This is a genomic window from Candidatus Pelagibacter sp. PS_37 (genome assembly GCF_059417825.1).
This window is the reverse complement of the sequence record NZ_CM182067.1, coordinates 222,047-237,888: the sequence shown is the minus strand read 5'-3', so window position 1 is coordinate 237,888 and position 15,842 is coordinate 222,047. Positions and strand designations below refer to the sequence as shown.

Below are 15,842 nucleotides of genomic sequence, written 5' to 3'. Positions count from 1 at the left end.
TGCCTTTTTTATTAAATAATTAGTGTTCGAATCGTCTCTTAAATGTACACATTTTGTTCTTATTTTCAATAGTTATTTTTTTTATAATAAAATGGCTTAATTACTGTATTTTTAAGTAATTGCTATTCAACAAACCAATGGCTTGAAGAAGTTTAAATTGTGAAAGTAAATAATTTCTTTCAGAATTTGCTAGGCTTATTTTTGAGTTTAATAAAATTGAGTTTGACTGAATAACATCAAGTGTAGATCTTCCAAGACCTGTTTCATATTCAACTGTTATTCCTTCGTTTGCCGTTTCTGCAGCTTTAACTTGCGCAGTAACTGAATTCAATAAACTTTTTGATACTTGAAAGCTTGACCATGCACTTGCAATATTTGCATCATTTGTTTTTAAGGTATTATCTAATAATAATTTTTTTCTATTTTTCAAATTTTTACTTTTATTTAATGAGGCAGTATTTTTTCCACCATTAAAAATTGGCCATGAAATAGTTGCTTTTAATATTTCTTTATCACGCTCTCCAATACTTGAACTTACATTGTCTGATTTTGAACTATTAAAGGATAAAGATGCAGACGGTGATAGATCAGATCTGGCTATAGCTACATCTTGTTCAGATTGTTCATACTCTAACCTTGAAATAATTAAATTTGGATTAGTTGTTTTTGAAATTTCAATTGCTTCATTTAAATCTTTTGGTAATTCAAAAGTTAAATCTGAATTCTTGCTCAAAGTATTAGTATTTACAATTGGGCCTATAATTTTTTCATAGGTTAGCTTAGCTGTAATTGTTTCATTTTTTGCTTGTAAAAATTGTGCTTGCGCACCTGCAAGTGAAGACTCAGATTGTGCTAAATCAGATATAGTAATTTGACCTCTTTCTAATCTTGCTTGATTGGTCTCAACTTGCCTCTTTAAAAGGTTAACGTTATCTTGATTAATCTTAAGTTTTTCATCAGAAAAAACTAAACCTGAATAAGCTTCAATAGCTTGGTACAAAATCTCCTGTTCGGTTTTTAAAAGTTTTGCCTCAGCTAAAGTTAATCCAATTTTACTTTTTTCCATGCTAGCTATACCTGCAAATCCTTGGAATAATTTTTGCTCAATATTTATTGATTGAGTTTTTGGATCGACATCAGTAAAAGATGAATTAGCACCTGTTCCATCAGTTAACTTTTCTGTATTTTCTTGGCTCTTAGAACCTGATAGTGTTACACTTGGTAAAAATTCACTTCTTGATATTTTTACATCTTCTCTAGAAACTTGAATATTTTCACGTTCTGCATTTAATACCGGGTTTTCATTGTACGCTTGTAACAATGCTTTTGATAAAGGTACTGAAAAAGCTTTTCCATTAAAAAGAATAATAGCTAAGGATATTAATATTATTTTTTTCATTATTTTTTAAATTTTATTTTTTCAATCTGATGATTACTATTTAAATTCATTATAACTGATGAGCTTTTTATCGCATCTTTAAACATTTGTTGAGTAATTCTTTGATAAGTCTGCATAAAGTTTATCACATCTCCACTGCTCATAATCTTTAGGTTTTTCTTGTTTTTTGTTTGAACCCAGAGCTTTCGCTCCTGTTTTAATCTCCATTCTCTTAATAAGTTAAAGTTTTTAGCCTTTAGATACAGTAATCCATCTAATTGTTTGAATAAGGTTTTATATTTAGTTTTTAATTGATTGTTAACATGGGTTCTCCATTTAGTTCCTTGATCATAAACTTTTTCAAGTGAGTTAATTGGTTTTTTAAGTTGGCTACTTGATTGAGCTCTTGCTCCAACACACCAACCTTCAAAAATAACCACATCAGGCTTTGTTTTGATTTTATACCATAAACTCTTTTGGCACCTATCATCTATTGCTTTATCAAATGTTGGAATTTGTAAACTTTTAAAGTTTTTATCTTTAATCTGTTTAAAAAAATTTAACATTAAATCTACATCGTGAGTTCCTGGTACTCCTCTTGTCATTAATAAAGGGTGTTTATTTTTAGACAATAATATTCTGTCTTTTCTTGTTTTATAAAAATCATCAATAGAAACTTTAAAAACATTTAACTTAAAATATTTTTTTAAAATTAAAGTTAAAATTGATGAGATAGTTGTTTTGCCTGACCCTTGTCCTCCAGCTAAACCTATCATTAATGGTCTTTTTTTATTAACTTTTTTTGCTATCCAAAAACTAACAGGTATTAAAAAGGATTTGATCATCTTATCTTTATTTTTAAATTTATCCTTCTTAGTTTCTTGAGAAGAGATAAATTTAAAACAATCTTTTTTTACTTTTTTAAAACAATCATTAACTGCTTGCATAAAAAAATCACTTATTGTCTAGAGGATGATTTTGTCCATCATTGACTGCAACATTTTCTAATTCAAACGTATTTATTTCATCTACGCATCCAAGATTAAATCCTGTCATAGCTGGATTGGCTCTTGGATTGTGATGTGTATAAATTCCGCAGTTCGAACAAAAATAGTGTTTCGCAATTTTTGAATGAAATTGATAAAGTTTTAACTTATCCTCACCTTTAATTATTTTAAAATCTTCGTTCTTAACCATAGACATTATTGCTCCTTTTCTTTTACAAATAGAACAATTACATTTTAAAACTTTTTCTAAGTTATCAGGCATGTTTATTTCTGCTTCTACTTCTCCACAGTGACATGTTAGTTTTTTCATTTATATTTCTCCTTTATTTTTTATATTTATTTCAAACATTGCTTCATTTCTTCTATTCATGGGTAGCGTGAAAGGTCCATCGTAAGTTGCTTTAATAGGTGGGCTCAAAATTATCATATTATCTTTTTTTAATTCATTTTCTAAAATGCTTTTATGTTTAATAAAATTTTTATCAGAAGCCCTTCCTGAGTATCTAATAACTGCATAATAACCACCTTTAATATTTAATATTTTAACATCTGGATTAGACGGGCTCGGTATGTTTTCTTTATTAAATCTTGAAGGTAAATAAAATTGCATGGTCATATTTCCTTTTTTTTGCATTTGGGTGACTGGTGTTGTCATCTTAATCTCTTCATTTTTATCATTGTTGCCTGATATGTAGTTAAATAATTTTCTAAAACTGTTGCCTTCATTTGATATATCTGTTTCAATTGCTAAACGATCAGAATATTTTCTGATTTCATAAACTTCATTTTTTTTCACTACTTCATAGTTTGCTTCTTCATATGACATACTGTTAGAAGTTATAATTAAGCCAAGAAACACAATTGATAGAAATTTTTTCATTTTAATATGAAGCTTAAACTATCTCTGGTTGAAGTTATCCACAAGAGCACAAAATGTAGTTTCAATGTTCACGTTTTGATTCACCTTTGATTCAGTTACAGACTCAAAATACAACCTATTGCGTGTACTGTATAACTAGTCTATAAATTAGAACAAAACAAGAACATGAAATTAACTATTCCCTTTTACTTGCATAAAGCTGGAGCTGGCTTTCCCTCTCCTGCAACAGATTACATTGAAGAAGATGTAGATCTTAATGTTCACTTAATCAAAAATGTTCCTGCAACTTTTATCATTAGAGTTCAGGGAAAATCGATGACTGATGTTGGTATTTATGATGGTGACTTATTAGTTATTGATAGAAGCTTAAAACCTAAAAATTTTTCAACAGTGGTTGCAAATGTTCATGATGAGTTAGTTGTTAAAAGTTTTGTTAAATCAAAAGATGGTCAATTTTTAACATCAGGTTCAAAAAATATTGAAGATAAAATAATTATTGGAGATGAAACTGAAGTGTTTATTTGGGGAGTTGTGACTTATGTCATCCATTCAACGTACTAAGAAAATAGCATTAGTAGATTGTAATTCATTTTATGTTTCCTGTGAAAGATTATTCAATCCTAAGATTAGAAATAAGCCAGTTGTCGTATTGTCGAATAATGATGGCTGCATTATTGCAAGATCAAATGAGGCAAAGTTTCTTGGTATTAAAATGGGTGAGCCTTACTTTAAAGCTAAAGAAATAATACTTAAAAATAAAGTTTATGTATTTTCTTCAAATTATTCTTTGTATGGAGATTTATCTAGAAGAGTGATGAGAACTTTAAAAAGATTTAATCCTGAGTTAGAAATATATTCAGTAGATGAAGCTTTTTTAGATTTGAGTAATTATCCAGATGATGAGGTAGAAGATGTGGGAAAAGAAATTAGAAGCATTGTTTTACAATGGACAGGAATTCCAACTAGCATTGGTATTGCTAAAACAAAAACGCTAAGCAAAATTGCAAATCATATAGCAAAGAAAAAACAATCTGGTGTTACGAACTTAATAGGAATTGAAAATATTGATCCGCTATTAGAAAAAATAGATATCAATGATGTGTGGGGAGTTGGTAAACAGATGACAAAATTTTATCATCAAAATGGAATTTATAATGCCAAACAATTAAAAAATATGTCAAATACTTGGATCAAAAAAAGTTCTAATGTTTTAAGTTCCAGAACGGCATTAGAGCTTAGAGGTATTCCTTGTATACCGTTAGAAACTAAAACTTCAAAAAGAAAAAGTTGTGTAGTGTCAAGGTCATTTGGTACAAGGGTTGAAAAGTTTCAAGAGTTAGAAGAGGCAGTTGCAAGTTATTGTTTAAATGCTTCAGAAAAAATTAGATCAGAATCTTTAATAGCAAAATCAATAACTGTGTCTGTTAGAACAAGCCCTTTTCAAAATAGAGGGGTGTATTATTCAAATGCTAAAACTATAGATTTTCCAATAGCTACCAATAATAGTATTGAAATAGTTAAAACTGCTTTGATTGCTTTAAATGAAATCTTTATTAATGGATACAGATATCAAAAAGCAGGCATAACATTGACTGGTTTAGTTAGTTCAAGTGGCAGTACAAATCTATTTTCCACTGAAAAAGATGAGAAAATTAAAGGCTTAATGAGATCTATTGATAGCACAAATTATAAGTATGGACGATCAACATTAAGTTTAGCTAGCGCTGGAGTTAACAAGAAGTGGAATATGAAAAGAGAGCACTCCTCCAAGATAGATACAGCTGATTTTCATTCACTACCAACGATTAGAGCTAATTAAAGATGACTGTTAATTAAGCTTTAAATAACTTGTCAGATAAATTTTGTAAGTCTTCACCCCAAAACACATCTTTTTGGATACGCTTAAAGTCTAAGTCAAACACTGTCGACATTGCTGATGCATAAACTGATCTAGCATCAATTGTTGCATTAAGATCTCTACCATCATACATTTCTTTTCTCTTTAGCCCTGGCCAATCAGTATGTACTTGGCTTTTCTTTAATAACCCCCCTGCCATAAATATTGCTGTTCCATAACCGTGCTCTGTTCCATTTCCACCATTTTGTTTTATTGTTCTTCCAAACTCAGTCACTGTTAAAATAACTGTATCATTATAAGCTTCTTTAAGATTTTCTTTTAAATTCTTAATAATATCGTCCATTTCAACTAAACATTTTGTATGGGTACCATCTACTCCACCTTGTGCAGCATGAGTATCAAAGCCATTAACTTCAAATACAGCAACTCTCGGACCATCTGATTTTCTTAAATATACCGCAGCTTGTTTTGCAAGATTTTTATTTTTTCTTTTTCCATGACCTGAGGAACCACCCATCATTTGCTCATCTTTTCTTTTTTTTATGTAATTCATCATTTCTAAAAGTTCATCTTCAGAACTTTCAGCATAAACTGATCTTAAAAGATCCAAAGTTTCTTTTCGTGGAAGTCTTCCACTAGCTGGAAAATAATTGTTATTTTTTGGTACACCTCTTAGTAACAAAGGCATTGGTAGTGAAAGTGCTAGTCCATCACCTTGAAGTTTTGCAAGTTTCATGGCTCTACCAACCCATCCTGTTTTTTCTTTATAAGCAACTCTTCCTCCAGTCTCCATTAAATTTTGACCTTCAAAATGTGATCTTTGTGTATAGGGAATACTGGTTGCATGGACTATTGACCCTGTGTTCTCTTTCCAACACTCATTAAATCCTTTTAATCGTGGATGTAATGCAAAATCAGAATTAAGTTTAATTGTATTTTCAATTAGAATATTTTTTCTTCTCTTTTCAAAATTTTTATCTCCAATTACCGGAACTGCACAAAGACCATCCATTCCTCCACGCAACATAATAACTACTAAGTTTTTTTTCTTTGATACAGTTGCTAAAGCTGGAAGGTTAAATCCTGCTAAAAATAAGGTTGTAGCAGAACCTTTTAAAAAATCTCGTCTTGATATCTTCATGCTCTTAATACCTCTGGTAGATTGAACAAAATCATATGTTTTTCTTCATTACTCTTAGCTTTTGATACTATCTTTAATATTTTATCTGGATTATCAAAATTTGTTCGTATAATTTTTTCATGAATCTTGTCATCTAATTGATCTTTAATTTTATATTTAAAAAAAGCTTCTTTAGCATACATCAATCTTCTGATTATTAATTCAGTAGACAACCAATCAGTTGAGATATCAGAGTATCCGTTGGGTTGTTGCGATCTGTATGGATGACATCCTATATCTTCTAAACGCCAGTCAGATTCTCTTAAATTTTGAGCAACTGGATAGCCTAATTGAAATTTATCCATCATTTTTTCTGGAACAGGATAAGCATATCCAGCGCCTGACATATTAATTACTTGTAACCACCAATTTTCAGGATTTTGGAATTTTTGATATTTGTCATTATATTCAAAGGCAACTTTAATTGCAGCTTTATGAACTTCAGGTAAATATCCATCTGACCTTTCCCATGCTTTTATAATTGGAACAATCATGTCTTTTGTTGGATTATCAGTAATCAAATATCTACAAAGCTTTGTTGCAATAAATTCTCTACATGAGGGATGATTTACTAGGTCTTTAATTACAATCTTTAAACTTTTTCTTCCTTTTTTATATTCTCTTCCTAAAACTTTTTTTTTTCCGGGTTCATGGCGATCAGACATAAATTTTATGTCTGTTCCATGATCAGATTTTTTTGTCCATTTAGGCCTCCACCCAGTCATAATCTTTGCAAGTTCTTGAACATCCTCTTGTGAGTATCCTCCTTTAGGAGATATTGTGTGAAGCTCCATTAATTCTCTTGCATGATTTTCATTAAGCGTCGCTGGTTTTTTTTCTTTTCTTCTCCACTCTTGTCTACCACTCTCAGATTTGGGACCAATATTATCTTTATTATCTAAATGCATTATCATTGGCCAAGCAATAGTTGCTTCTGTGGCCATTGTTTCAAAATTTTTGTCCATGTTAGCTCTTATAAATTCTCTTTGATAAGCCCCAGTTGAATATTGATGCAGTCTTTGTGTTTGACTTATTGTGAAATGATTAGTCCAAAAATACCAAAGTTTAGCAAATACAGGATTATTACTTCTGACCCCCTCTGCATGTCTTATACAAATTTCATTGCTGGGCCAATATTTTCCACCCGTATCATACTCTAACTGTTTCTCTGCTCTTTCAAAACCTTGCGGATCATTTTTAAATTTTTTTCTTAAAGTTGTATTTTCTTCAACTCTTTGAGTAATCCAATATTTTCTCATTTCTTTTTCAGAAAAAATATACTTACCTTTCCAATCTAATTCGGGAACTGCTTCAACTTGTTTTTGAGCCCAGCTTAATGGGTCTGATGGGATTTCCTCATCGGGTTTTAATCCAAACGCTACTTTTCTAAAAAAATTCTTCATTTTAATTATTTAATCTTATCAATTCCGTTAATATTTTCTAGGGATTTATCAAATTCGTCTAGGTTTTCTCTTAAAGTAAGAGTTGAAATTGAATAAATCATGATCAATAATAAAATTAAAGGTATTGAAGTGATGATAGATGCATAGCTTTTTATAATAAGAATATAAAAAATAATAAACAAAGCTGAACGAATTAAAACTGTTTTTCTAAAAACGCTAATGATTGACAAAGAATGTTTTAATAGATTAAAAAAACTCATCTTTGATGGTCCAAAATATCGAGTACCTCTAATTGAAGGAATCGATGATAGGTCTTTTTCTACTTTTTTTAAAGAACCAGAAAAACTATTCCATGTCGCTTTTTCATTGATCATTTTCTCGACTGTTATCTTTGACAAACAAGTAAAATTACCAAATCGTATAGACTGACCAGTAAAGGCTAATGTTAAGAATTTATGAAATAGATAACAAATTTTGAAAAATAAACTTTCAGATCTTTTTACTCTCTCGCCCACTATTGATTTATCTTCTGATTGATCTGTAAGTTCTATGAAATTTTTAATTTCTTCAGGTCTATCTTCTCCATCACCATCCATTGGTATCACATAATCAAATTCTTTTTTTTCATAAATATATTTAAGCCCAGAAGCAATACACCTAGCGTGTCCCCTATTTTTTTTCATATTAATAATTTGAACAGACTTTAAATTATTTAAATCAGGTGAAAACTCTGGTCTATTCTCGATAGAGGCATCGTTGATTATTATTACTGAAAACTCATCACTTAATGTTGAAACTTGTAAGTTAATATCTTTTATTAGCTTAAAAACTGACTGCCAATCATTATATATGGGTATTAAGATTATTATTTTGCTCATCTATTTCCTACGCAAATATTATCGATGCAAATAAATTTTGACAATGACTTAAGTTTATCTTTTGTAATCAGCCCTTCCCAAGCTGGTCTAGAATTTAGGTGATATGATAAATTTCCAGCATGCCATTCATCACCAAGCACAACGTTTATTGGCAATTTATGATTTTGCTTCCATAAGTATTCAGTTTTAATTGCTATTTCTTTACCTAAATAATCTGTTCTTTTATCTGTTTCTATAATTGAAATATAGGCATAAGCGAAAGGTGAAAAAATAAATAAAATTAAAAATATTGATATAAACCCATTTAATTTTTTAAGATTTATTTGAGCTTGAAAAATATAGACAATTAGTACGCCAAAAAATAAATAAAATGGGGTCATCCACATTGTTCTTATTTTAGACCCTGTTAACATGGAAGTTAAGAACATTAATCCAATTGGAACTAGGTTAATAAATAATAAGAACAATAATTTCTTATCTTTTAAAGTCATCTTTAACTTAATCTTTTTTATTAAAAAAAATGACATTATAAAAAATGGAATTAATATTCCTATTTGTTTGCCTAAAAATATTAAAGGGTAGATTATATGATCTAATAAACTTGAGTTTTCCAGCCCTGTTCTAGCTAGCCCATATCTAATTGTAATATAATCATTATTAGCTAGCCAAATTAAATGGGGGACCAACAAAACAATAAAGACCTCCAGAGATATTAGATATTTGAAATCAAATTTTTGATATTTCTTTATAAAAATTATGTAAAAAAACAATAAATCTATTGATATTAAAAGATAAATAAAAAGATATTTTGATAAAAAGCCTATAGCTGCAAAAACTCCAAGCAAAAAACAATCCTTAAAGTTAATTGCTTTTTTATCAAATAGTTTCCACGAATAATAAACACATAACGACCAAAAAGGTAATTGGCAAACATTCACATTAAACTCAGGTGTTGTAAAATTATAGAAATAAATACCTTCTAGAAGAAGTACCGATATTAAACTTAAAGTTTTATTCTTAAATAATTCTTCAGCAAATTTAAAAACAATAATAAATGCAGTTACTACAAGCAATTGACTTAATAAGTAATAAGCCCAATCCTGCGGTCCAAAAAGTTGGTAAATAACTTCAGGAAAAAATGCACTTGCTGGTGGATGTTTATTAAATCCCCAATCTAAATTACTTCCCCAAGCTAAGGCTTCAATTGTATCAAGTGGTAAATTGTTATTTGTAAATGTTGGAACCAATGTCCATAAAATTAAATGAATTATAAGAAAGCTATAAAACAATTTGTTTATATTGTTTATATTGATTAGCATTTAATTGATTTTATATGAATTAAGCTTGCTTGACACGTATTAATTGCTGAATATACTCCGGCCACTAAATTTATACATATGCCTAAAATCTCAAAATCATCTACTAAAAAGACAATAGTTAAAACAAAAAAAATTGCTGCTGTAGTCAAAAAAGCTACTAAAGTAATAAAAAAAAATAGTACACCTGAAATCAAAGTAAAGGCACCAATTAAAATTTCAAAAACATATATCCCAAAAGAAACAGAAAAATATATGTGCGATAAACATTTATCTTTTTTTAAGATAAAACTTACTGAATGGAAAAAAGAATTGGTAAAAGCAAATAATGAAGCTCTTTACAATGGGTCAATGGACGACAATAGTGTTTCAGCAGATATTGTTGATCAAGCAAGTTCTTACACAGATAAAACTGTAGAAATGAAAGCAATTAATAGACAAATCAAATTAATTTCTAAAATTGACCAAGCTTTAATAAGAATAAAAGATAAAACTTTTGGATTTTGTGCAGAAACTGCTGAACCAATTGGATTAAAAAGATTGATGGCAAGACCAGTTGCCCATCTTTGTATTGCTGCTCAAGAAAAGCATGAAAAAGATGAAAAAGTATACGCTGACGACTAAAACTTCAAAATTAATACTTAAGACCTCTTTTTCATTAATACTCTAGTTTATTGCCAACTTCTATCTTACCATCATTTAAAGCTGTTAAATATATCCCCATATCAAAGTGATTATAAATTTTTTTTAACGATTGAAGAAAATTAAAATAACTATCATCAGTTTGTGGCTTTAAATTAATTGCTACACATCTTGGTATATTTTTTTCAACTTTAAAAGAAACGTTATTAATTTTAATTATTTTACCAATCCATTCACGTTCTTTCCAAGGCTTAATTCCATCAATACAAATATTTCCCCTAAATATTGAGGCTTCAATCTTTTTATTAGTTTTTTTCTCAAAATCATTGATGCTTTGAACATTTAAAAGTGAAATTGAATTAACAAAATCTACTTTATTTGAAATTGATGAATCAAAAAAAGGAAATTGATTATTTTGCATCAAAACTATTGGTTGTTCTAGGAAGTTTTCTAATTCTATGATTTTTTTTGAAAGTGCTTCTCTCTCACTTAATTGATTGATGTCTATAGTTAAAATTTCTTGATCCTTAAGTGTCAATGTTAACTTTTGATCTTTAAATAAAAAATTATATTTATTCAAGGCAGGTGAATTTTTAAGAGTTAAAATTTTATTCCATTTACCTTTTCTTTCATCTGGATTTTTTTCAAATAATTTTGCCTGTTCCAAATCAAGATTTTTAGCAAATGCAAATACTCTGTCTCCAATAATTCCAATATTTTTTTTGATTTTACAACTTTCAATCATCTGAAATGAAACAGATTTAACTGGACAGTAATTTATTGAAGAAATTGTTGCGTTCATATAAAGTTTAAAAATAATATGGCTTATCTTTCACCAAATCAACTTAAACAATATGAAGATGAAGGATTTGTGTCTCCAATTAATATTTTTTCAAAGGAAAAAGTAAAAGAAATAAGAAGGAGATTATTAATCTTATGAAAAAAATAATTTTTATATTAATGGTATTAATCTTTAAATTAAATTTCCTACAAGCAAGCGAGTTGAATTTTATTAACAATCATAACGCAGTTTGTAATAACGGGGAACGAGCTACTTTTACAATTAAAAAAGGTAACTCAAATAAATGGGTTATTATTTTACCTGGTGGTGGAGTGGCTAGAAATAATGATGAATATATTAATCGATCTCAAAACATGAAAGAGCCAGAACAAAAAGCCCATATTTTCAATCAAGGAATAGAAAAAGATCTTGAAAAAAGAGATTACAATATGGTTTTTATTCCATATTGCTCAAGTGATCTTTTTCAAGGAAATCATATCAATTTGATTAATAATAAAGAAGTTCCATTCAAAGGTCGTGTCATTTTTGAGAGTGTAATTGACCAGATTTATTCAAAATTAAAAAAAGCTGATGAGATTATTTTTGCAGGTTATTCGGCAGGAGCAATTGGAATTGGATTTAATGCAAAAAAAATAAGTGAATTTAAAAATGTACGAATAATTGTTGATAGTTTTTGGTTCGATAATGAAACTAAAAAATTTTATCAAGATTTTGAAAAAAAACATGACAGAAGTTTTTTATACAGAAGTTCTATGAAGTTGTGCAATGATAGCTGGGTATCTTGTTTCCCTTCTCGAGAAAATTTTGAAAAAAATAATATCAATGATGTATTTTTAATTTGGAATATAGGTGACAAATACGCAAAAGGTGTAAAAGATAAAGAAGCAATTAAAATAGCTATTAAAAAAGATATAGATTTCTATAACGCTGGATTCAGTATTGAAGCTGAGGAAAGAAAAGTATCAGGTTTTGAAGATTGGGGGCATGTCTTAGCTTGGGATGATAAAACTTATAAAAAAAATTATTTTAATATTAGTCTCCAAGAAGCAGTCACTAATTGGATGGATAAAAAAAGTAATACTAAAGTAATTGAACACTTCTCTAAAAATGAAATAAAAACTAAAAAAAAATCAAATCTATATGATGGAAAGTATAAATTTAAATTATATAGATCATCAGAAGAAAATAAAACCAAAATTGGAAATGGTAAACTTGAAGTAAAAGATGGAGAATTATTTTTTTTAGTAAAAGAAAGTAAGCTTAAAACTGGTCCAAAAGAATTTTTAAAAACAGCCATGATATCAATAAATAAAGATGGGGTATTAGATGGATCAATTAAGCTTGATATTTTGGATGGTAAAGATCGATCTGAATATTATCATTTTAATGGAAAAATTAATAAAAAAATATGGGGCACTTCTACAAAAGAAACTTTTTTTAAGGTTTATATCGAGATAAAAAAATAAAATTTTATATTTTTGGAATTTGACTACCGATCTTATAAAGATCATACCCTTTTATAACAGCTTCTCTTTTTGCAATATCTAAATACCATCTAGTTAAGTTGTTATAATTTTTAAGACCAATATCATGCCATTCATGTCTTGCAATCCATGGCCAAGTTGCAATATCTGCAATCGTATATTCATTTCCTGCTAAGTATTTTGATGAAGATAATCTTTCATCCAATTCGCCATAAATTCTTTTTGTAATTTTAAAATATCTTTCTTCTCCAAATTCACTTTTACCAGGATTATAATGATGAAATTGATGATGTTGCCCGATCATTGGTCCAATAATTCCCATCTGTGCCATCAACCATTGATTTATAACATTTCGATCTTTTACTTCATAAAATTTATTATATTTTTCTGCTAAATATATAAGTATTGCTCCAGACTCGAATAATGACTGTCCATTTTCGTGATCTATAATTACTGGTATTTTTCCAAACGGGCTTATCTTTTTAAAATCTGTTTTAAATTGTTCATCTTTTGACAGATCAATTTTAGTAATTTTAAAATCACAACCTATTTCCTCTAACATTATTGTAATTTTTTTTCCGTTTGGAGTATCTGCTGTAAATAATTCTATCACTTTTTAACGCCAAGTCTTTCTTGGGCTGCCTTTGATGTGGTAGTAAATTCAAATCTTAATTTTTCATCAGGTCTAGCATATTTAAAACATCCTCTAGCAGCTAAAGCTCCTTCATGAAATCCTGAAAGTATTAATTTTAGTTTTCCAGGATAGGTACAAATATCTCCAATTGCAAATATACCGTTTAGATTTGTTTCAAAATTTTCTGTGTTAACAGGAATTGTTTTTTTATCTAAGTTTAAACCCCAGTCTACAATAGGACCAAGCTTCATAATCAGTCCAAAAAAGCCCAAAACATAATTTGTTTCTAACTCTTTTAAACTTTCATCGTCATGTTTTATTTCTATTGATTTAATATTTTGCTCTCCCTTAACTGAGTTTAATTGGTATTTAGTATAAATTTTTAGTTTTCCAGATTTTTCTAATTCTTTAATTTTATCTATACTCAATTGAGCTCCTGTAAATTCATCTCTTCTGTGTATTAAGTTTACATATGAGCTTTTTGATAATTCAATTGCCCAATCTAATGCTGAATCTCCTCCTCCAAATATTGAAATTGTTTTATCCTGAAAAATTGTTTTATCTTTAATTGAGTAAAATAAAGATCTATTTTCATATTTTTCACATTCTTTTGGCGAAAATTTTCTTGGCTCAAATGATCCCACTCCACCAGCAATAATTATATTTGGTGTTTCAAACTCTTTATTTTTATTTGTTTTTACAATCCACTTATTATTAACTTTATTAACTTCTTCTACTCTTTCATTAAGATGAAATTTAATATTAAAAGGCTTTATTTGTTTGATTAAATTATTAGTTAATTCCTCTCCAGTACATTCTGGAACTGCTGGAATATCATAAATCGGTTTGTCTGGATAAAGTTCAATACATTGGCCTCCAATTTTATCTAAATTATCAACTATCTCACAATTCAATCCAATTAAACCTAGTTGATGAGCACAAAATAATCCTGTTGGACCTGCGCCAATTATTAATGCATCTGTTTTAATCATTTAACCTTGTTTTGATGGAATGCTAACTGTTAGTCCATCTAATTCATCTGAAACTAATATTTGACAACTCAATCTACTGTTTTGTTTTGGTTCAAACGCCATATCTAACATATCTTCTTCCCCATCTTCTTTTTTTGGAAGTTTGTCAAACCATTCTTCTTTGACATAAACATGACAAGTAGCACAAGCCATTCCACCACCACAATCAGCATCAATTCCAGGAATGTCGTTTTGAACAGCGCCCTCCATTACACTCAATCCATTGGAGACTTCTATGGTATGAGACTTTCCATTATCTTCTAAGTATGTAATCTTTGGCATATATCTAAATATAATGAGATAAAAAAAAAGGGCAAGTATGTAAAAACATACCTGCCCTTCTTCTAATTATTTAACGAGTAAAACTACTTAGCTCTACCAGGTTGAGACATTGCTGCTGCCCAAATGATTAGACCAAAAGCGATCTTGTTCAAAAAGTCAGCTGCGTTGTAAATCACGTTTAGTGAGCTTGCGTCCATTCCACCAGTCATGTAACCAAATACATAACCTAATGGGTAGATAGCCCAACCAACTGTAACGATCATTCTCATTGCACCAAATGCAGTAACAAGAGCCTTGTTTCCACTTTTCGCTGCATTTTTTCCTGCTTCGCCTGAGAATACTTCATAAAGAATGTAGAACCATCCAGCCATACCGATTACAAAACCAAGTGTAGTGTTGATGTATCCTGCTTCTCCTAAGTATCCACCGATTAACATTACTAAAGTACCAATCATCAATCTCCAGAAAATTCCAGAGTTTGCTTTATTTACTGCTGCAAGAACAAAATAGAATTCTAACATCAATAATGGAACTGTAATTAACCAGTCAATATATCTGTATACTGTTGGTGACTCACCAGTCATAACCCACACATCTCTCATGTACATGTAGTGAATAAATGCAATACCAGTAACTAGTCCTGCAACAGTGATTGAAACTCTCCAGCCAGCTGGAACCGATGCTCTTTCAATAAAAAAGAATGCCGTTGACGCTAATAACGCCATTGACACAAGCCAGAATGAAATTCCAACAAAGTCATCAGAAGCTAACAGTGTAGTTTCTGCGTTTGCTACACCTGAAACACCCATTAGGGCTACAGCTGTAAGAGCAAACAATTTTAGTTTTTTCATAAAAAACTCCCTCTTTCGTTAGTTTTTAACTTTTTAGTTTATATAAACTAGACTTAAACAAATGCTTAAGTCATGTTGAGGATTAACTATCAAAATAATTAAGTTTTTAGAAGGTTTAATTGCCTCTAATTTGTGTTGATTTTACTTACTTTTTGAATTTTAATACAATTTTTAATTTAATAAGTCTTAAAATATCAAAATAAAGAATCATTAGAG

At 29.3% G+C, this 15,842-nt stretch carries 17 protein-coding genes; 4 read left to right on the top strand and 13 right to left on the bottom strand.

The genetic code is table 11. The annotated features are described in order from the left end of the window. Positions 1–100 precede the first annotated feature (100 nt). Genes AC5SL9_RS01260 through AC5SL9_RS01245 form a run of 4 tightly spaced genes read right to left on the bottom strand, consistent with a single transcriptional unit; the run spans position 101 to position 3,265 of the window. Positions 101–1,399, bottom strand: coding sequence for a TolC family outer membrane protein (locus AC5SL9_RS01260; protein WP_494574191.1), 1,299 nt, complete (start codon positions 1,397–1,399; stop codon positions 101–103). Then, complete coding sequence (locus AC5SL9_RS01255) at positions 1,399–2,325, bottom strand: uridine kinase (RefSeq protein WP_494574190.1); 927 nt, start codon at positions 2,323–2,325, stop codon at positions 1,399–1,401. Before AC5SL9_RS01255 ends, AC5SL9_RS01260 begins: the two co-directional genes overlap by 1 nt. 7 nt (positions 2,326–2,332) lie before the next feature. Beyond that, a complete protein-coding gene (locus AC5SL9_RS01250; protein ID WP_011281829.1) occupies positions 2,333–2,695 on the bottom strand; it encodes a GFA family protein in 363 nt (120 codons plus the stop codon). Further along, positions 2,696–3,265 (bottom strand): SOUL family heme-binding protein, encoded by a 570-nt coding sequence (locus AC5SL9_RS01245; protein WP_018413914.1) that lies wholly within the window; start codon positions 3,263–3,265, stop codon positions 2,696–2,698. A gap of 165 nt (positions 3,266–3,430) precedes the next feature. Here AC5SL9_RS01245 and AC5SL9_RS01240 point away from each other — a divergent pair, with 165 nt between their 5' ends. Next, positions 3,431–3,826 (top strand): LexA family protein, encoded by a 396-nt coding sequence (locus AC5SL9_RS01240; protein WP_018413913.1) that lies wholly within the window; start codon positions 3,431–3,433, stop codon positions 3,824–3,826. Then, on the top strand, positions 3,804–5,084 hold the full coding sequence (locus tag AC5SL9_RS01235) for a Y-family DNA polymerase (RefSeq protein ID WP_494574189.1): 1,281 nt from the start codon (positions 3,804–3,806) through the stop codon (positions 5,082–5,084). Before AC5SL9_RS01240 ends, AC5SL9_RS01235 begins: the two co-directional genes overlap by 23 nt. A 13-nt stretch (positions 5,085–5,097) precedes the next feature. Here AC5SL9_RS01235 and AC5SL9_RS01230 read toward each other — a convergent pair whose 3' ends face one another. From AC5SL9_RS01230 to AC5SL9_RS01215, 4 genes are read right to left on the bottom strand one after another with little or no spacing between them, the layout of a single operon-like run. Beyond that, positions 5,098–6,264, bottom strand: coding sequence for a DUF1501 domain-containing protein (locus AC5SL9_RS01230; protein ID WP_494574188.1), 1,167 nt, complete (start codon positions 6,262–6,264; stop codon positions 5,098–5,100). Beyond that, positions 6,261–7,706, bottom strand: coding sequence for a DUF1800 family protein (locus AC5SL9_RS01225; protein ID WP_494574187.1), 1,446 nt, complete (start codon positions 7,704–7,706; stop codon positions 6,261–6,263). The genes AC5SL9_RS01230 and AC5SL9_RS01225 overlap by 4 nt, the downstream gene beginning before the upstream one ends. 5 nt (positions 7,707–7,711) lie before the next feature. Beyond that, positions 7,712–8,584, bottom strand: a complete 873-nt coding sequence (locus AC5SL9_RS01220) for a glycosyltransferase (protein WP_494574186.1) — start codon at positions 8,582–8,584, stop codon at positions 7,712–7,714. After that, the gene (locus tag AC5SL9_RS01215) at positions 8,581–9,903 is read right to left on the bottom strand and encodes a glycosyltransferase family 39 protein (protein ID WP_494574185.1); all 1,323 of its coding nucleotides are present in this window, start codon (positions 9,901–9,903) and stop codon (positions 8,581–8,583) included. The genes AC5SL9_RS01220 and AC5SL9_RS01215 overlap by 4 nt, the downstream gene beginning before the upstream one ends. 78 nt (positions 9,904–9,981) lie before the next feature. Here AC5SL9_RS01215 and AC5SL9_RS01210 point away from each other — a divergent pair, with 78 nt between their 5' ends. Then, a complete protein-coding gene (locus AC5SL9_RS01210) occupies positions 9,982–10,524 on the top strand; it encodes a TraR/DksA C4-type zinc finger protein (RefSeq protein ID WP_018413907.1) in 543 nt (180 codons plus the stop codon). A 34-nt stretch (positions 10,525–10,558) separates the two neighbouring features. On the opposite strand, the gene AC5SL9_RS01205 is transcribed toward AC5SL9_RS01210, so the two are convergent. Next, positions 10,559–11,344: an MOSC domain-containing protein gene (locus AC5SL9_RS01205; protein ID WP_494574184.1), complete on the bottom strand. Its 786-nt coding sequence runs from the start codon at positions 11,342–11,344 to the stop codon at positions 10,559–10,561. A gap of 134 nt (positions 11,345–11,478) precedes the next feature. Here AC5SL9_RS01205 and AC5SL9_RS01200 point away from each other — a divergent pair, with 134 nt between their 5' ends. After that, entirely contained in the window at positions 11,479–12,810 is a 1,332-nt protein-coding gene (locus AC5SL9_RS01200) for a pectin acetylesterase-family hydrolase (RefSeq protein ID WP_494574183.1), read from the top strand. A 4-nt stretch (positions 12,811–12,814) separates the two neighbouring features. Here AC5SL9_RS01200 and AC5SL9_RS01195 read toward each other — a convergent pair whose 3' ends face one another. The 4 genes from AC5SL9_RS01195 to AC5SL9_RS01180 form a co-directional block, all read right to left on the bottom strand. Further along, positions 12,815–13,441 (bottom strand): glutathione S-transferase family protein, encoded by a 627-nt coding sequence (locus tag AC5SL9_RS01195; RefSeq protein WP_006997276.1) that lies wholly within the window; start codon positions 13,439–13,441, stop codon positions 12,815–12,817. Next, on the bottom strand, positions 13,438–14,454 hold the full coding sequence (locus AC5SL9_RS01190) for an NAD(P)/FAD-dependent oxidoreductase (protein ID WP_006997277.1): 1,017 nt from the start codon (positions 14,452–14,454) through the stop codon (positions 13,438–13,440). The genes AC5SL9_RS01195 and AC5SL9_RS01190 overlap by 4 nt, the downstream gene beginning before the upstream one ends. Further along, positions 14,455–14,775 carry a 2Fe-2S iron-sulfur cluster-binding protein gene (locus tag AC5SL9_RS01185; protein WP_011281820.1) on the bottom strand — a complete coding sequence of 107 codons (321 nt, stop codon included), beginning with the start codon at positions 14,773–14,775 and terminating at the stop codon, positions 14,455–14,457. An 83-nt stretch (positions 14,776–14,858) separates the two neighbouring features. Then, complete coding sequence (locus AC5SL9_RS01180; RefSeq protein WP_011281819.1) at positions 14,859–15,626, bottom strand: bacteriorhodopsin-like; 768 nt, start codon at positions 15,624–15,626, stop codon at positions 14,859–14,861. Positions 15,627–15,842 lie beyond the last annotated feature (216 nt).

Excerpts from the sequence above, each read along its gene's own strand:
- AC5SL9_RS01260 (WP_494574191.1), bottom strand. The coding sequence starts at position 1,399 with ATGAAAAAAATAATATTAATATCCTTAGCTATTATTCTTTTTAATGGA.
- AC5SL9_RS01255 (WP_494574190.1), bottom strand. The coding sequence starts at position 2,325 with ATGCAAGCAGTTAATGATTGTTTTAAAAAAGTAAAAAAAGATTGTTTT.
- AC5SL9_RS01250 (WP_011281829.1), bottom strand. The coding sequence starts at position 2,695 with ATGAAAAAACTAACATGTCACTGTGGAGAAGTAGAAGCAGAAATAAAC.
- AC5SL9_RS01245 (WP_018413914.1), bottom strand. The coding sequence starts at position 3,265 with ATGAAAAAATTTCTATCAATTGTGTTTCTTGGCTTAATTATAACTTCT.
- AC5SL9_RS01240 (WP_018413913.1), top strand. The coding sequence starts at position 3,431 with ATGAAATTAACTATTCCCTTTTACTTGCATAAAGCTGGAGCTGGCTTT.
- AC5SL9_RS01235 (WP_494574189.1), top strand. The coding sequence starts at position 3,804 with ATGTCATCCATTCAACGTACTAAGAAAATAGCATTAGTAGATTGTAAT.
- AC5SL9_RS01230 (WP_494574188.1), bottom strand. The coding sequence starts at position 6,264 with ATGAAGATATCAAGACGAGATTTTTTAAAAGGTTCTGCTACAACCTTA.
- AC5SL9_RS01225 (WP_494574187.1), bottom strand. The coding sequence starts at position 7,706 with ATGAAGAATTTTTTTAGAAAAGTAGCGTTTGGATTAAAACCCGATGAG.
- AC5SL9_RS01220 (WP_494574186.1), bottom strand. The coding sequence starts at position 8,584 with ATGAGCAAAATAATAATCTTAATACCCATATATAATGATTGGCAGTCA.
- AC5SL9_RS01215 (WP_494574185.1), bottom strand. The coding sequence starts at position 9,903 with ATGCTAATCAATATAAACAATATAAACAAATTGTTTTATAGCTTTCTT.
- AC5SL9_RS01210 (WP_018413907.1), top strand. The coding sequence starts at position 9,982 with ATGCCTAAAATCTCAAAATCATCTACTAAAAAGACAATAGTTAAAACA.
- AC5SL9_RS01205 (WP_494574184.1), bottom strand. The coding sequence starts at position 11,344 with ATGAACGCAACAATTTCTTCAATAAATTACTGTCCAGTTAAATCTGTT.
- AC5SL9_RS01200 (WP_494574183.1), top strand. The coding sequence starts at position 11,479 with ATGAAAAAAATAATTTTTATATTAATGGTATTAATCTTTAAATTAAAT.
- AC5SL9_RS01190 (WP_006997277.1), bottom strand. The coding sequence starts at position 14,454 with ATGATTAAAACAGATGCATTAATAATTGGCGCAGGTCCAACAGGATTA.
- AC5SL9_RS01185 (WP_011281820.1), bottom strand. The coding sequence starts at position 14,775 with ATGCCAAAGATTACATACTTAGAAGATAATGGAAAGTCTCATACCATA.
- AC5SL9_RS01180 (WP_011281819.1), bottom strand. The coding sequence starts at position 15,626 with ATGAAAAAACTAAAATTGTTTGCTCTTACAGCTGTAGCCCTAATGGGT.